The organism is Microvirga arsenatis (assembly GCF_009910705.1).
Lineage (GTDB): Bacteria > Pseudomonadota > Alphaproteobacteria > Rhizobiales > Beijerinckiaceae > Microvirga > Microvirga arsenatis.
Map to the genome: position 1 here is coordinate 147093 of NZ_JAAAXJ010000007.1, position 15271 is coordinate 162363.

14 protein-coding genes are annotated in these 15271 nt (G+C 67.5%); 10 read left to right on the forward strand and 4 right to left on the reverse strand.

From position 1 onward, the window contains the following. The first annotated feature begins 42 nt into the window (after window positions 1-42). The gene (locus GR303_RS14740) at window positions 43-681 is read left to right on the forward strand and encodes a L,D-transpeptidase (RefSeq protein WP_161723006.1); all 639 of its coding nucleotides are present in this window, start codon (window positions 43-45) and stop codon (window positions 679-681) included. Window positions 682-750: 69 nt separating this feature from the next. Here the strand turns inward: GR303_RS14740 and GR303_RS14745 are convergent, their stop codons facing one another. Further along, window positions 751-1854, reverse strand: a complete 1104-nt coding sequence (locus GR303_RS14745; RefSeq protein WP_161723007.1) for a calcium-binding protein — start codon at window positions 1852-1854, stop codon at window positions 751-753. A gap of 356 nt (window positions 1855-2210) precedes the next feature. Here GR303_RS14745 and ppdK point away from each other — a divergent pair, with 356 nt between their 5' ends. Genes ppdK through GR303_RS14760 form a run of 3 tightly spaced genes read left to right on the forward strand, consistent with a single transcriptional unit; the run spans window position 2211 to window position 5536 of the window. Next, a complete protein-coding gene (ppdK, locus tag GR303_RS14750; RefSeq protein ID WP_161723008.1) occupies window positions 2211-4889 on the forward strand; it encodes a pyruvate, phosphate dikinase in 2679 nt (892 codons plus the stop codon). Between the two features lie 6 nt (window positions 4890-4895). Further along, the gene (locus GR303_RS14755; RefSeq protein WP_161723009.1) at window positions 4896-5165 is read left to right on the forward strand and encodes a hypothetical protein; all 270 of its coding nucleotides are present in this window, start codon (window positions 4896-4898) and stop codon (window positions 5163-5165) included. 14 nt (window positions 5166-5179) lie between these two features. Next, entirely contained in the window at window positions 5180-5536 is a 357-nt protein-coding gene (locus tag GR303_RS14760; protein ID WP_161723010.1) for a GFA family protein, read from the forward strand. A 250-nt stretch (window positions 5537-5786) separates the two neighbouring features. Here GR303_RS14760 and GR303_RS14765 read toward each other — a convergent pair whose 3' ends face one another. Then, window positions 5787-6278 carry a hypothetical protein gene (locus GR303_RS14765; RefSeq protein ID WP_246205553.1) on the reverse strand — a complete coding sequence of 164 codons (492 nt, stop codon included), beginning with the start codon at window positions 6276-6278 and terminating at the stop codon, window positions 5787-5789. A gap of 34 nt (window positions 6279-6312) precedes the next feature. Here GR303_RS14765 and GR303_RS14770 point away from each other — a divergent pair, with 34 nt between their 5' ends. The 5 genes from GR303_RS14770 (at window position 6313) to acuI (ending at window position 12416) form a co-directional block, all read left to right on the forward strand. Continuing rightward, a complete protein-coding gene (locus GR303_RS14770) occupies window positions 6313-7158 on the forward strand; it encodes a helix-turn-helix domain-containing protein (RefSeq protein WP_161723109.1) in 846 nt (281 codons plus the stop codon). Between the two features lie 135 nt (window positions 7159-7293). Further along, entirely contained in the window at window positions 7294-8487 is a 1194-nt protein-coding gene (locus GR303_RS24360; RefSeq protein ID WP_343038439.1) for a cell wall hydrolase, read from the forward strand. Between the two features lie 136 nt (window positions 8488-8623). Continuing rightward, entirely contained in the window at window positions 8624-9967 is a 1344-nt protein-coding gene (locus tag GR303_RS25160; RefSeq protein WP_161723012.1) for a M10 family metallopeptidase C-terminal domain-containing protein, read from the forward strand. 135 nt (window positions 9968-10102) lie between these two features. Continuing rightward, on the forward strand, window positions 10103-11344 hold the full coding sequence (locus tag GR303_RS14785) for an MFS transporter (RefSeq protein ID WP_161723013.1): 1242 nt from the start codon (window positions 10103-10105) through the stop codon (window positions 11342-11344). A gap of 85 nt (window positions 11345-11429) precedes the next feature. Continuing rightward, complete coding sequence (gene acuI, locus GR303_RS14790) at window positions 11430-12416, forward strand: acrylyl-CoA reductase (NADPH) (RefSeq protein WP_161723014.1); 987 nt, start codon at window positions 11430-11432, stop codon at window positions 12414-12416. An 86-nt stretch (window positions 12417-12502) separates the two neighbouring features. Here the strand turns inward: acuI and GR303_RS14795 are convergent, their stop codons facing one another. Further along, entirely contained in the window at window positions 12503-13450 is a 948-nt protein-coding gene (locus GR303_RS14795) for a LysR family transcriptional regulator (protein WP_161723015.1), read from the reverse strand. A gap of 169 nt (window positions 13451-13619) precedes the next feature. Between GR303_RS14795 and wrbA the strand changes: the two genes are divergently transcribed. Then, window positions 13620-14222, forward strand: a complete 603-nt coding sequence (gene wrbA / locus GR303_RS14800) for an NAD(P)H:quinone oxidoreductase (protein ID WP_161723016.1) — start codon at window positions 13620-13622, stop codon at window positions 14220-14222. A gap of 23 nt (window positions 14223-14245) precedes the next feature. Here the strand turns inward: wrbA and GR303_RS14805 are convergent, their stop codons facing one another. Further along, complete coding sequence (locus GR303_RS14805; protein ID WP_161723017.1) at window positions 14246-15235, reverse strand: L-threonylcarbamoyladenylate synthase; 990 nt, start codon at window positions 15233-15235, stop codon at window positions 14246-14248. Window positions 15236-15271 lie beyond the last annotated feature (36 nt).

Genomic DNA, 15271 nt, shown 5'->3' on the forward strand with positions numbered 1-15271 from the left:
GCTCTACCTAGGCGGCAACCGATTCACTTCAGAAGTCCGACGATGATTCGACGCCTCCTGATCGCCGCTCTTCTGGGCGCGCCGCTCGCTGCCTGCCAGACCGCCCAGCAACAGCCCGTCGCCTCGATGGACGACGACAACTGGTATGTGGGCTCGATTCCGGATCAGCCGCACAACATCCCGCTGGTCGACCGGCGCAAGATGGACCCGAAATACGCCCGCCAGACGGTGGAGTACAAAGGTCCCGAGAAGCCGGGCTCCATCGTGGTCGATATCGACGAGCGCATGCTCTACCTCGTCCAGCCCGAGGGCAAGGCGATCCGCTACGGCGTCGGCGTCGGCAAGCAGGGCTTCTCCTGGCGGGGCGTCGCCACGATCGGCCGCAAGGCGGTGTGGCCGAACTGGTCGCCCACCAAGACCATGGTCGGCATCAAGCCGGATCTGCCGCGCTACGTGGAGGCCGGCCTCGACAACCCGCTCGGCGCCCGCGCCCTCTACCTGCACCAGAACGGCGCCGACACCCTCTTCCGCATCCACGGCACCAACGAGCCCTGGAGCATCGGCGAGCAGGTCTCCTCCGGCTGCGTGCGCATGCTCAACGAGGACGTGGCCGACCTCTACGAGCGCGTGCCGGTGGGCACCACCGTTTATGTGAAGCGCAACGGACGGTACCGGGTCTGATCTTCGGATCGGGGAGCGGAGATCATCGGCGGCCGGGCTCAGTCCCGGCCGCTCCTTTTTGTTCTCCCGTCAGACCGCGAAGAAATCGGAGGCCTTGATGGTCAGCCCCTTGGCGAGCTGGGCGAATTTGACCTGGGATGCCGAGCCCGTCCCGTCGGGGTCGTAGCTCAAGGCGCCAGTCGTCTTGCTGTAGATGATGCGATCCTCCCTGTCCTGGGCGCGGCTGCCCGTCACGAAGGCATCGGTGTCGAGCTTGGCGGGCTTGGTGAGGGAGCCGGCCTTGCCCAGGCCCTTGAAGATGCCGTTCTCGAGCCAGATGCTGTCGTCGACGACCCTGAAATCGAGAATCTGGTCGACATTGGCCGTCCTGCTGAGCTTGGTCGTGAAGAGGAAGACATCCTTGCCCAGGCCGCCGGTGAGGGCGTCGTTTCCCGCGCCGCCGTCGAGGCGGTTCGCGCTCTCGTTCCCGAAGAGCTGGTTGGAGAAGGAATTGCCGGTCAGGCCGATGCGGCCGGCGCTGGGAAAGGCCTGCAGGATCTCGACCGAACTTCCTTCCGCGAGACGGTAGCTCACGGTCGACAGGATCGTGTCGAGGCCCCCTCCGCCGTCCTCCCTGACCGTATCGCCTTGGTTGTCCACGTAGTAGAGATCGTCGCCTCCCGCGCCCGCGAGCCAGTCGATCCCCCGCCCGCCGTCGAGGGTGTCGCCCCATTGGCTGCCCGGCAGCCTGTCGTTGCCGTCGGCGCCTCTCAGGATCAGCTTTGCCCCGTCGGGATCGAACCGGGCCGCCAGGCGCATCATGGAGCTGGGGGTCATGTCCATCATGGAAGGGATCGGCACGCCGCCGAGGGTGGCCATGTTGGTGCCGAGGTCGATGGAAAGGGTGGCGAGCTGGGCCTTGGTTCCGCCCGTCGGCGTCACGGACAGGGTGGCCGACGTGATCGTTCCGGCGAGGCCGCCGTCGCCCTTCGGAAAGGAATAGTCCTTTCCGAGCGAGTCGATGCTATAGTATTGCGAGTTGTCGGTGATGCCATTGGTGATGAGCTCGTAGCTCACATTGCCGCTGCTGGGATTGTATCCGGCCGAGCTCCACCGCGTCGCAGACAGACCGGGAAAGAACAGCGACAGATCCACGCCTGCGGGATTGGTCACGGTGACGGTGAACACGGCCATGGTCGTCTCCCCATAGCGACAGGGCTTCGATTCCTGAGCGGAATTGAGTGTGCCTCATGCCTGCCGGGTTCACGAGGCCGGCGACCGGGTATTCGGCGAACCCTTCCGGATATTTGTGGTTACGGGCATCGGGGCCGGGGCGTTGGGATTGGCGCGCTGCAGGTGCTGGCAGCAAGGCGGCAGGTTCTCTTATGATCGGCCGCAGCCCTGGAGCCGCGCCGATGAGGACTAAGGCGATGTCGCCCACCTCCTTTCGGCGAAGGAACCTTGGCTGTTCACCTTGCGTTTGGGTTCCAAATGTTTCAAGCCAACACCTGCGCTGCAGCAGGGCGTTTCTTCAGCCAAGGGATCGAGTGATGACGCAGTGGGTCTATACCTTCGGAGACGGTAGGGCCGAGGGCCAGGCGGGGATGAAGAACCTGCTGGGCGGCAAGGGGGCGAATCTCGCCGAGATGTCCAACTTGGGATTGCCGGTGCCGCCGGGCTTCACCATCACCACCGAGGTCTGCACCTATTACTACGATCACGGCCGCTCCTATCCGGAGGAGCTGAAAGGCCAGGTCGAGAAGGCCCTGGACTTCGTCGGCAGGCTCACGGGCCGCACCTTCGGCGATGCGGAGAATCCGCTTCTGGTTTCCGTCCGCTCCGGCGCCCGGGCCTCCATGCCCGGCATGATGGACACGGTGCTCAATCTCGGCCTCAACGACGTGACCGTCGAGGCGCTGGCCAGGGGCGCGGGCGACGAGCGCTTCGCCTACGATTCCTACCGCCGCTTCATCACCATGTATTCCAACGTGGTGCTCGATATCGGCCATCACCATTTCGAGGAGATCCTCGACGAGTTCAAGGACCGCAAGGGCTTCAGCCTCGACACCGATCTCTCCGCCGCCGATTGGAAGAGCCTGATCCCGCGCTACAAGGCGCTGGTGGAGAAGGAGCTGGGAAAACCCTTCCCGCAGGATCCGCAGGAGCAGCTCTGGGGCGCCATCGGCGCCGTGTTCGGCTCCTGGATGAACAGCCGCGCCATCAAGTACCGCGAGCTGCACGGCATTCCGGCGAGCTGGGGCACGGCGGTGAACGTGCAGGCCATGGTGTTCGGCAACATGGGCGAGACCTCCGCCACGGGCGTCGCCTTCACCCGCAACCCCTCCACCGGCGAGAAGGAGCTCTACGGCGAGTTCCTCATCAACGCCCAGGGCGAGGACGTGGTGGCGGGCATCCGCACCCCGCAGGACATCACCGAGAAGGCACGTATCGCCTCGGGCTCCGACAAGCCCTCCATGGAACGGGCCATGCCCGAGGCCTACACCGAGCTGGTGCGCATCTACGGCATCCTCGAGAAGCACTACCGTGACATGCAGGACATGGAATTCACGGTGGAGAAGGGCAAGCTCTGGATGCTCCAGACCCGCAACGGCAAGCGCACGGCGAAAGCGGCGCTCCGCATCGCGGTGGAGCTGGCGAGCGAGGGCCTGATCACGCAGGAGGAGGCCGTCACCCGCGTGGAGCCGGCGGCCCTCGACCAGCTCCTGCATCCCACCATCGACCCGAAAGCCGAGCGCAAGATCCTGGCCACGGGGCTGCCGGCCTCTCCCGGCGCGGCGTCGGGCGAGATCGTGTTCAACTCCGACGACGCGGAAGCGGCCAAGAAGGCCGGGCACAAGGTCATCCTCGTGCGCGTCGAGACCTCGCCTGAGGACATCCACGGCATGCATGCGGCCGAGGGCATCCTCACCACCCGCGGCGGCATGACCTCGCACGCGGCGGTGGTCGCCCGCGGCATGGGCAAGCCCTGCGTGTCGGGCGCGGGCTCGATCCGCGTGGATTATGCCTCGCAGACGCTCACGGTGGCGGGACAGACCCTGAGGAAGGGCGACATCATCACCATCGACGGCTCCAACGGCCAGGTGCTGCTGGGCCAGGTGAAGATGCTGGAGCCCGAATTGTCGGGCGAGTTCGCCACGCTCATGGGCTGGGCCGACAAGGTGCGCCGCATGAAGGTGCGGGCCAATGCGGAGACGCCGCTCGACGCAAAGACCGCGCGCAATTTCGGCGCGGAGGGCATCGGGCTCTGCCGCACGGAGCACATGTTCTTCGAGGGCGACCGCATCGTGGCGGTGCGCGAGATGATCCTCTCCGACGACGAGGCGGGCCGCAGGGCTGCGCTCGCCAAGCTGCTGCCCATGCAGCGGGCCGATTTCGTGGAGCTGTTCACGATCATGAGCGGCCTGCCCGTCACGATCCGCCTGCTCGACCCGCCGCTGCACGAGTTCCTGCCGCACTCGGAGGAGGAGATGGAGGAGGTGGCGAAGGCCATGGGCGCCTCCGTCGACAAGCTCAGGCACCGCGCCCGCGAGCTGCACGAGTTCAACCCGATGCTCGGCTTCCGCGGCTGCCGCCTTGCGGTCGCCTACCCCGAGATCGCCGAGATGCAGGCGCGCGCCATCTTCGAGGCGGCCGTGGAGGCCGCCAAGAACACCGGCCAGCCGGTGGTTCCGGAGATCATGGTGCCGCTCGTCATGACGAAGCCGGAGCTCGACCTCGTGAAGGAGCGCATCGTCGCCATGGCGGAAGCCGTCAAGAAGGAGAGCGGCGCTGCCATCGAGTACCAGGTCGGCACGATGATCGAGCTGCCGCGCGCCGCCTTGCGCGCGGCCGAGATCGCGGAATCGGCGGAGTTCTTCTCCTTCGGCACCAACGATCTGACCCAGACGACGCTCGGCATCTCCCGCGACGACGCAGCCTCGTTCCTCGGCCCCTATACGCAGAAGGGCCTGCTGCCCGCCGATCCGTTCGTGACCATCGATCAGGAGGGCGTGGGCGAATTGGTGAAGCTCGCGGTGGAGCGCGGCAGGAAGACGCGGGGCAACATCAAGCTCGGGATCTGCGGCGAGCACGGCGGCGATCCGGCCTCGATCCATTTCTGCGAAGCAACCGGGCTCGACTACGTGTCCTGCTCGCCCTACCGCGTGCCGATCGCCCGCCTTGCCGCCGCGCAGGCGGCGCTCGGCAGCAAAGCCGCGAGCCAGGCGTAAATCCGCATGGCTCTGTCGCGCGCACGCCTGCTCTACATCGGCGCGGTGCTGGTCTCCGGCATCGTGATCGGCTTCATCGCGGCACGAAACCCTGCGCTGCAGCAGTTGGCGGTGCCGCCCGCCGCCTGGCCCTTCGCCGTGTCGCTTGTGCTCGATCTCGCGATCGGCCAGATGGCGGCGCAGGGCAGGACGGAGCCGCTCACCATGGGCGACCGCTTCGTCGCCGTGCTCGGCGCCGGCCTCATCGTCACGGGAATGGTGGCCTACGCAGCCTGACAGGGAGGGGGAGGATGGGGCTTCATAAAGGTTCGTGCCATTGCGGCAAGGTTGCCTACGAGGTCGAGACGGATCTCGCGCAGGTGATCGAGTGCAACTGCTCGATCTGCCGGCGCAAGGGTTATCTTTTGACCTTTGTGCCGCGCAGCGCGCTCAACGTGATCCGCGGCGAGGAGGATCTCGCCACCTACACCTTCAACACGCACACGATCCGTCACCGCTTCTGCTCGACCTGCGGCACGGCCACCTTCGGCGAAGGCAAGCAGCCGACGGGGGAAGCGATGGCCGCCATCAATGTGCGCTGCCTGGAGACGGTGGACCTCTCGGACATCAAGCCGGTGCCGTTCAACGGGCGGGACGCGAGGGGTTAGTTCACGCTGTCATTCCGGACAAAGCGCAGCGGGGATCCGGGATCGTGGGACAAGTGAAGCGCGGGAACACCTCTCCCAGTGGGAGAGGTCGGACCGCAAGGTCCGGGTGAGGGGTTGGTGTCCTGTCCGGATAGACCTGTAACCCCTCACCCCAACCCTCTCCCTCTGGGAGAGGGAGTACGCGCCATATCCTGCAAGCGATCCCGGATCGGCTGTCGCCGTCCGGGATGACGAGTGCTTACTCGGCATTTCACGCCATCGCTTCCGCGGAGCGCCGCAGCCCCACATACTGGAACTCCGCGTACATCAGCACCACCAGCGCCTGGCCGACGACGAAGGCCGTGCCCGCGCTTGTCGGCGCGACCCAGCCGCTCACGAGAAGCAGGATGCTGTCCGCCGCCCAGAGGGCGTTGCCCAGCACCACCGCCCAGGCGATGGGCTTGCCGATCGTCTCGCGCACGCCGAGCCAGCCGATGAAGCCGGCATAGGGCAGAAGCACGAGGCCCGAGATGCGCAGGAGCATCTCCGGCAGCCCCAGGATGCCGCTCACCGGTCCGGCGCCGATCAGCATCAGCAGGCCGAAGGCGGCGCTGGTGGTGGCATCGGCCACGAGAGCCTGGCGAAGGAGCGGGGAGGAATGGATCGTCATCATGGTTCTCTCCTGTGTTCGGCGGCTGAGGGCCTCAACCGTGATGGCAGGATCGCGGAAGCCGGACATGCCGTCGATTACCTCCGAGGTCATGGAAGATGCATTCGCCCCGCGTTATGGTCCGCTCATGAAAACCGCGAGGACACCTGTGAACAGCACCCTGCCTGTGGGCGATTACCTGCGCGAGTGGCGCCAGCGCCGGCGCATGAGCCAGATGGACCTTGCCCTCGAGGCCGAGATCTCCACGCGGCACCTGAGCTTTCTGGAAACGGGCCGTTCGCAGCCGAGCCGCGAGATGGTGCTGCTGCTCGCGGAGAAACTCGACATGCCCCTGCGGGAGCGCAACATCATGCTGGTTTCAGCCGGATACGCGCCGGTCTATTCCGAGCGCTCCCTCGACGATCCGGCGCTGGCAAGCATGCGCCAGGCGGTCGATCTGGTGCTCAAGGGGCACGATCCCTATCCGGCGCTCGCCGTCGACCGGCACTGGTCGCTGGTCTCGGCCAACGAGGCGCTCGTGTCCCTGATCGGCGAGGTGGATCCGGCCCTGATGAAGCCCCCGGTCAACGTGCTGCGCCTGAGCGTTCATCCCGCCGGCCTCGCGCGGCGGATCGTGAACTTCACCGAATGGCGAAGCCACCTGGTCCATCGCCTGCTCAAGCAGGTCGATGCCACGGGCGATGCGACGCTCGCACAGCTGGTCGAGGAACTGCGCTCGTATCCGATCCCCGATGCGGCGGCACGCGGTCCGAAGGCGAGCCCTGACTACGCCGGCATCGTCGTGCCGCTCCAGCTCACGACCGGGGAGGGGATCCTGACTCTCTTCAGCACGACCACGATCTTCGGCACGCCCGTCGACGTGACCCTGTCGGAGCTTGCCATCGAAGCCTTCTTTCCGGCCGATCCGGAAACCGCCGGTGCCCTGCGCCGCATGGCCGGGAAGCGGCAGCCTGACGCAGGCGGTGCCCGGTAGGCCCGAGCCCGCCTTAACCAGCCATCAACCTTAACCCGCGATAACTTCAAGCCTCGGAGCCCTCCTGCCGGATGCTCCGGGTGGTTCGAGTGTTGCAGGGTGTAGCGCGTGCGTCTTCCGTATCGTCGATCTCGGGTGAAATGGATCTGCGCCACCACCGCCCCCTGGGCGCTGGCCACGGGCCTGCTGATCTCGTTCACCGCCTCGGCCAGCAACGATCTCCATTCGGGCGTCAGCTTCGCCCCGCGCAGCCCCACCGCCCGCATCGTCGACACGGCCCTCGTCCCGCCGACCGGCGCCGCCCTGGCCGGGGGCAGGCTCGGGATCGAGCGCGACATCCTCCGCTCCCTGCCGCGCTACGACCTGCCGGATGAGGCCGCCTCCGAGCCCCTCAAGGCCGACCGCAAGGCCGAGGCGGGCGCGGATGCCGTCGTCGACCGCTCGCTCAAGGGCAACCCGCTGGTGGCGCCGCAGGTCACGCTCTCCCGCCGCGCCCGGCAGCTGCGCCCGGTTCTCAACCAGGTGGGCAGCGCCCGGCTGCTCTACAGCCACGACGAGCGGCTCCTGCCGCCCACCGTCCTCATGGAGGGCCAGCTCGAGGCGCCGGAGACGGAGCAGGCTTTCGAGCCCTGGCAGGTGCCCGAATACACCACGACCCATCAGGCGACCTCGGTCCAGTCTCCGGCCGCGGCGGCTGCGGGATCGACGGGTGCGGCCGCGAGCCCCACCACGCCCATGGTCAAGCGTGCCGTCGCCTTGTCCTCGACCACCCCGGCTCCGATCGACTCCACGCCCATCGAGATCGCGGCCGCCCCGGTATCCCTGCAGTCGCCGCGCCTGGACCGGGGCGAGGTCACGATCCTGCCGAAGAGCGAGGATCCGGATCGCCCGCGCTATGCCGACCTGATCGACCCGGACGACCTGGGCAAGGAGCAGCGCTGCCTGGCGGAGGCCGTCTATTTCGAAGCCCGCAGCGAGCCGCTCGAGGGGCAGGCCGCCGTGGCCCAGGTGGTGCTCAACCGGGTGAAGAGCGGGCTTTACCCCTCCAGCATCTGCGGGGTGGTCTACCAGAACCGCCACCGCCATCTGGCCTGCCAGTTCACTTTCGCCTGCGAGGGCAAGGCCCTGCGCATCCGCGACAGCGAGTCCTGGGAGCGGGCGAAGCGCGTGGCGAGCGCCGTGCTGGAGGGCAAGACCTATCTCGCCGATGTCGGCGGGGCGACCCACTACCACGCGGACTACGTCCGGCCCTCCTGGTCGCGTCGCCTGAAGAAGATGGACGTGATCGGCCGCCACATCTTCTATAAGCTCAAGCCGGGGCAGACTTAAGCATCACCCGTTCATGTGCGTTGCGGCACTACGAATGGCGGAGCGGAATTGCTATAACGAGTCCTGCTAATCCGCTGGGGGGATCATGGGCGGGGTCAGAAATTTTGTGCCGGGCTCCGGCTATGGGAGCGTTTACGTGGACTCCCTGGTCTGGGGTTCCACAGCCTGGGATCCGGCTGCCGGCCCGATCAAGATCTGGTTCGGCGGTCTGACGGACCTCGACCCGGCCCTATCTGTGCATGGCGGGACAGAATATCTGCACGAAAACAGCGCCACGGATGAGTGGACGCCCGCCGAAGCCTCTGCCTTCGTCTATGCCCTTAATCTCTACCAGAGCGTCTGCGGCCTGACCTTCACCTACGCCGCCGACGTCACAGACGCCGACATCGTCTGGTGGAAGACACCTCTGGGCGACGGCGATCTCGGCGTTCACGAGACGCCTTATGACGGACAGGTCTGGGGCTACTTCAATCCCACCTCGGAGTCTTGGGCGAACATGCATTTCGGCGGCGACGGCCTCAACACCGTCCTGCACGAAATCGGTCACGGCCTTGGGCTCGCCCATCCGCATGACGGCGGGATGGAATGGGACGCATCGACCTTCCCCGGCGTCTACGGCTCGTCCTCGATCGGCTCTCACGGCCTGAACCAGGGCGTCTGGACCGTCATGTCCTACAACACCGGGTGGGACGGGGCCGGCTACAATCTAGCTTATGGGAACCAGGCAGGCCTCGGCGCCTTCGACATCGCGGCGCTCCAGGCCCTCTATGGCGTCAACTATGCCGCGGCTACAGGCGACGACACCTACGAACTGCCGAATGCGGCCGGCTACGGCGGCTGGTTCTGCATCTGGGATGCCGGTGGGAACGATACGATCAAGGCGGCAACGGGTGCAGCGGGCGTGACCATCGACCTGCGCCCCGCGACGCTGCGCAACGGCGATCCCAACGCCGGCGGCTTCATCTCGTCCGAGCATTTCGTGGCCGGCGGCTTCACCATCGCCAAGGGCGTGACGATCGAGAACGCCACCGGCGGCAGCCGGAGCGACGACCTGATCGGCAACGGCGCCGCGAACGTCCTGAAAGGTGGGGGCGGCAACGACACCCTCTGGGGCGACGCGGGCAACGATGTGCTCTATGGCGGCACCGGCCGGGATACCTTCGTGTTCGATGCGAGGCCGAACACGGTCACGAACAAGGACAGGATCGCCGATTACAGCATATCGCTGGACTCCATCTGGCTCGACAACCAGGCCTTCAAGCTGGGCAAGGGCAGCTACGGCAGCCCGAAGACGCTGGGCTCCGACATGTTCGTGAAGGCGTCCCGGGCGCAGGACCGGGAAGACCGGATCATCTACGATGCTAAGAAGGGCGTGCTCTCCTACGATGCCGACGGCACCGGCTCCAAATACAAGCCGGTGGAGATCGCCGCCCTCGCGAAGGGCCTCAAGATGACCCACCAGGAGTTCTTCGTGGTCTGAGCGCGACGCTCGGAGAGCGGCGGGAACGCCGCACCCATCACGTTTCATCATGCCAAAGGCGACAAACTTTCAATTCTGCCGATCCGCGACTTGAGCTAGGGTGCGCACCCTGCTTCTCGCCTTGAGGCCGTGATCATGTCCGCTTCGCCCGCCCGCTCCCGCGTCTCTCCGGAAATCATCGTCGTCTGCGGCTGCCTCATCGCCCTGATCACCTTCGGGCCGCGGGCCTCCTCGGGGCTGTTCCAGCTGCCGATGATCACGGAATACGGCTGGGGGCGCGACACCTTCGGCTTCGCCATCGCGGTCCAGAACCTTCTCTGGGGCGTGGGGCAGCCCTTTGCCGGGGCCGTGGCCGACCGGTTCGGAGCCCTGCGGGTGCTCTGCGCGGGCGCCCTTCTCTATGCGCTGGGCCTCGTGGTCATGGCCTATGCCAGCACGCCGGGCCTCCTGCATCTCGGCGCCGGCGTCCTGATCGGCTTCGGCCTCTCCGGCTGCTCCTTCAACCTCGTGCTCGGCGCCTTCGGCAAGCTCCTGCCGGAGAAGTGGCGCCCCATGGCCTTCGGCGCCGGCACGGCGGCAGGCTCGTTCGGCCAGTTCCTGTTCCCGCCCATCGGCAACGTGCTGATCGATTCCCTCGGCTGGCAGCAGGCGCTTCTGGTCTTTGCGGCCAGCGTCCTCCTCGTCATGCCCCTGGCCCTGGCGCTCGCGACCCGGCCGACAGGCGATACGGCTCAGTCCGGGCCGGCTGCGGCTCCGAACCAGTCGATCCGCCAGGCTCTCTCGGAAGCCTTCCAGCACCGCTCCTACGTGCTGCTCGTGCTCGGCTTCTTCACCTGCGGCTTCCAGCTCGCCTTCATCACCGTGCATCTTCCGGCCTACCTGAAGGATGCGGGCCTCTCGGCCGCGGTCGGCGGCTGGACGCTCGCCGTCATCGGCCTCGCCAACGCGGTCGGCTCCCTCGGCTCGGGCTGGCTCTCCACCCGCATGTCGAAGCGCTGGCTGCTGGCCTGGATCTATCTCGGGCGCTCGGTGGCGATCGCGGCCTTCATCCTGATTCCGGCCACGCCCGTCACCTCGATCCTGTTCGGCATCTCCATCGGCCTGCTCTGGCTCTCCACCGTGCCGCCCACATCCTCCCTGGTGATGCTGATGTTCGGCACCCGCTACATGGCCATGCTCTACGGCTTTGCGTTCTTCTCGCACCAGGTCGGCGGCTTCCTCGGCGTGTGGCTCGGCGGCGTGCTCTACGAGATCAACGGCAGCTACGGCATGGTCTGGTGGCTCTCGGTCCTGCTCGGCCTCGCCTCCGCCCTGATCAACCTGCCGATCAAGGAGCAGCCGGTCGTGCGCGAGCCCGCCCTGCAGCCGGCGGAGTAACCCCGTCTCTGCTGCGAAGGGCTAAGCCGGAGGCGCTTGCTCTTGCCTCCTTACGCGCCACAAATGGGTGCGGGGAGGAATCGGGATGAGCACCTTCAAGGCCGTCGTCATCGACAAGTCCGAAGCCGGGCAGAATGTCGGGATCCGCGCGTTCGACGAGGCGGATCTCATGGACGGGGACGTGACCGTCCGCGTGTCCCTTTCGACCCTCAACTACAAGGACGGGCTGGCGCTCACCGGCAAGGCGCCGGTGGTGCGCCGCTTCCCGATGATCCCCGGCGTCGACCTCGCCGGCACCGTCGAGGCCTCCTCGAATCCCGAATTCAAGCCCGGCGACGCCGTAATCCTCAACGGCTGGGGCCTGGGCGAGACGCATCTGGGCGCCTATGCGGAGAAGGTGCGGGTCAAGGGCGACTGGCTCATCCCGCTCCCGGCAGGCCTCACGCCGCTTCAGGCCATGGCGGTGGGCACGGCGGGCTACACGGCGATGCTCTGTCTCATGGCGCTGGAGCGCCACGGCCTTGGCCCGGATCGCGGACCGGCCGTCGTCACGGGCGCCGTCGGCGGCGTGGGCTCCGTTGCGGTGGCGCTGCTCGCCAAGGCCGGCTGGCACGTGATCGCCTCCACCGGCCGGCCCGAGGAGGCCGACTACCTGAAAGGACTCGGAGCGGCCGAGATCCTCGACCGGAGCGAACTCGCCGGCCCCGGCCGTCCGCTTGCCAAGGAGCGCTGGGCGGCCGGCGTCGACACGGTCGGCTCCACCACCCTCGCCAATGCCCTGTCCATGACCAGGTACGGCGGCGCCATCGCGGCTTGCGGCCTTGCGGGCGGCATGGACCTGCCGGCGACCGTCGCCCCCTTCATCCTGCGCAACGTGGCGCTGCTGGGCGTCGATTCGGTGATGGCGCCCAGGGCGCTGCGGCTCGAGGCCTGGAATCGGATCGCCCGCGAGCTCGATCACGGCAAGCTCGCCGCGATGACCTCCACGATCCCCCTCGACGGCGTGCTGGAAGCGGGCCGGGAGATCGTCGCCGGCCGGATCAAGGGCCGGGTGGTGGTGGAGATCGGCTAGAGCATTCTTCGGCGAAGTGGATCCGGTTCGCCGTCAAAAAATGCGGCAAGCACAATAGAGCTGTTTCCATGCCAATGGAAACAGCTCTAGCCTGCCGAGACGAGGCTGGGCGCGCGTGCCCCGGCCCCCTCGATCCGCCGCTTCTGCTTGGCGATCTCGGCTGCCATGAAGTCCATGAAGGCCCGCACCCGGGCGGATTGGCGCAGGTCCGGATGCGTCAGGAGCCAGAGCCCCGCCGAGAAGTCGGCATTGAGGTCCGACAGCCGGACGAGGTTGGGGCTCTCGTCGGCGATGAAGCAGGGCAGGGGGCCGATGCCGATGCCGGCCTCCACCGCCTCGGCGAGGCCGAGCACCGTGTTCACCTTGTAGACGATGTTCTCCGGCGCCACGTGCTCGCGCACGTAGCGGGCGGCCTTGAGCTGGGCCAGGTTGTCCCCCAGCGCGAGCCAGTGCCGGTCGAAGAGAGCCGCGATGCTCACGTCCTCCGGGCCCCGGATGCCGGGGAAGTCCTGCGCCCGCCCGTAGATCGCCCAGGCGATGGTCGCCACCCGCCGGCCCACCAGCGTTTCCGGCGGGTCGTCCGTGGCGCGGATCGCCACGTCCGCATCGCGCTTCGACAGGTTGAGCGCCTGGTTGGCGAGAACCACGTCGAGCCGCATCTCCGGGCAGGCCTTGATGAAGCGGGCGAAGATCGGCGTCAGCAGATGGACGAGCAGCGTATCGTTGGTGGTGACCCGCAGTTCGCCGGCGGGCGCGACGGCCTGGCCTGCGAGCTTGCGGGTGAAGGAGGTGACGTTCTCCTCCATCTGCTCGGCGAGGGCCGTCATCTCCTCGCCCGCGGTGGTGAGCACATAGCCGGTCCGGTGCCGCTCGAAGAGCTTGACCCCCAGGTTCTCTTCCATCTGGCCGAGGCGCCGGAACACCGTGGAATGGTTGACCCCGAGCCGCTCCGCGGCACCCGCAAGGCCGTTCGCCTCGGCGATGATCTTCACGAGCCGGAAGTCATCCCAGTCGAGCTGTTGCTGCTTGGCCATCTTTTTGCATTCACGCAAGAGGGACCCTGCATCTGTACCACTGGTTTTGCAGGTCGGAAAGCTTATCCTTTTGGGTGTCACGTCCTTGCAGAGCGGTGCGCCTTCAACCCTCGCCGAGAGGGGCTGAAGGGCGGCCGGGCTGCGCTCCATCCCAACCATTGAGGTTCGCATGACCAAGGTTCTGGTTCTCTATTATTCGTCCTGGGGGCATATCGAGCAGATGGCCTATGCCGCGGCCGAGGGCGCCCGCGAGGCGGGTGCCGAGGTGGTCGTGAAGCGCGTGCCCGAGCTCGTGCCGGCCGAGATCGCCCAGGCCGCCCATTACAAGACCGACCAGAAGGCGCCCATCGCCACCGTCGAGGAGCTGCCGGACTACGACGCCATCATCATCGGCACGCCCACCCGCTACGGCACCATGACGGCGCAGATGAAGAACTTCCTCGACCAGACCGGCAGTCTCTGGGCCAAGGGCGCGCTCATCGGGAAGGTCGGCTCCGTGTTCACCTCCACCGCCACCCAGCACGGCGGCCAGGAGGCCACCATCCTCACCACGCTGCCGGTGCTCCTGCACCACGGCATGGTGGTCGTCGGCCTGCCTTACTCGTTCCAGGGCCAGTCGGGCGTCGACCAGATCCGCGGCGGCTCGCCCTACGGCGCTTCGACGGTGGCAGGTGGCGACGGCTCGCGCCAGCCGAGCGAGATCGACCTGGAGGGCGCCCGCTTCCAGGGCCGTCACGTGGCGCAGATCGCGGCGAAGCTGGCGGCGAAGTAAGCGGCCATAAGGGGCGGAGCCGATCACCGTTCCGCGGCGGCGCGCCTCAGGCGGTCGTTGATGGCCTCGCCCAGGCCCGTCTCCGGGATCGGGCTCACGGCGATCGTCGCGGCGCCGGAGGCGTCGAGCTGCCTCAGATACGAAAACAGATGAGCGGCGGCCTCCATGAGGTCGCCGTTTTCGCTGAGGTTCAGGGTCATGCGCGCGGTTTTCGCGCCCTTCGGAGCGTCAGGGCCGAACAGCAGGACGGCCTCGCCCGCCTCGACATGCGTCGCGTTCAGGCGCACCCGCGCCCGCGGCGCGTAGTGGGAGGCGAGCATGCCGGGGGCAAGCGGGCTTCTGCCGCCCTCCGCCCCGCTTTCCAGCCTCGTCCCGATCAGCGTCTCGATGGCCTCGCGCGGCACGCCGCCGGGGCGCAGCAGGCGCGGCGGGCCCTCGAGGCAGGCGACGATGGTCGATTCGACCCCGACCTGGGAGGCTCCCCCGTCGAGCACCGCGTCGATACGCCCGTCGAGGTCGCCCAGCACGTGCTCCGCATCGGTGGGGCTCACCCGGCCCGAGCGGTTGGCCGAGGGCGCGGCGACCGGGCGGCCGGTCGCCTGCAGGAGCGCATGGGCGAGGGGATGCGCCGGCACGCGCAGGCCCACGCTGTCGAGGCCAGCCCGCGCCAAGTGGGAGACCGTGCAGGTGGGCGCCACCGGCACCACCAGGGTCAGGGGGCCGGGCCAGAAGGCTTCCGCCAGACGCCGGGCGGTCTCGTCGAACACGCCCTGTCGCTGCGCCGATTCCAAGCTGTCGAGGTGGGCGATGAGCGGATTGAAGCTCGGGCGCTCCTTGGCGGCATAGATGCGGGCCACCGCCTGCGGGTCCGTGGCATCCGCGCCGAGGCCGTAGACCGTCTCCGTCGGAAACGCCACGAGGCCGCCGCGCCGCAGAATGTCCGCCGCCCGGGCCAGACCCGCCGCATCGGCCCGAAGCCGCGCCGTTTGGAGCATTGACCCAGGATCGTTCACGTCTAAACTATTCCCTGCCCGAGGAGCCTTGAACCT

Bases quoted from the DNA above. Each gene is read 5' to 3' on its own strand.
- GR303_RS14740 (WP_161723006.1), top strand. From the start codon at position 43: ATGATTCGACGCCTCCTGATCGCCGCTCTTCTGGGCGCGCCGCTCGCT.
- GR303_RS14795 (WP_161723015.1), bottom strand. From the start codon at position 13,450: ATGGCCAAGCAGCAACAGCTCGACTGGGATGACTTCCGGCTCGTGAAG.
- acuI (WP_161723014.1), top strand. From the start codon at position 11,430: ATGAGCACCTTCAAGGCCGTCGTCATCGACAAGTCCGAAGCCGGGCAG.
- wrbA (WP_161723016.1), top strand. From the start codon at position 13,620: ATGACCAAGGTTCTGGTTCTCTATTATTCGTCCTGGGGGCATATCGAG.
- GR303_RS14755 (WP_161723009.1), top strand. From the start codon at position 4,896: ATGGCTCTGTCGCGCGCACGCCTGCTCTACATCGGCGCGGTGCTGGTC.
- ppdK (WP_161723008.1), top strand. From the start codon at position 2,211: ATGACGCAGTGGGTCTATACCTTCGGAGACGGTAGGGCCGAGGGCCAG.
- GR303_RS14770 (WP_161723109.1), top strand. From the start codon at position 6,313: ATGAAAACCGCGAGGACACCTGTGAACAGCACCCTGCCTGTGGGCGAT.
- GR303_RS14785 (WP_161723013.1), top strand. From the start codon at position 10,103: ATGTCCGCTTCGCCCGCCCGCTCCCGCGTCTCTCCGGAAATCATCGTC.
- GR303_RS14760 (WP_161723010.1), top strand. From the start codon at position 5,180: ATGGGGCTTCATAAAGGTTCGTGCCATTGCGGCAAGGTTGCCTACGAG.
- GR303_RS14765 (WP_246205553.1), bottom strand. From the start codon at position 6,278: ATGACCTCGGAGGTAATCGACGGCATGTCCGGCTTCCGCGATCCTGCC.
- GR303_RS14745 (WP_161723007.1), bottom strand. From the start codon at position 1,854: ATGGCCGTGTTCACCGTCACCGTGACCAATCCCGCAGGCGTGGATCTG.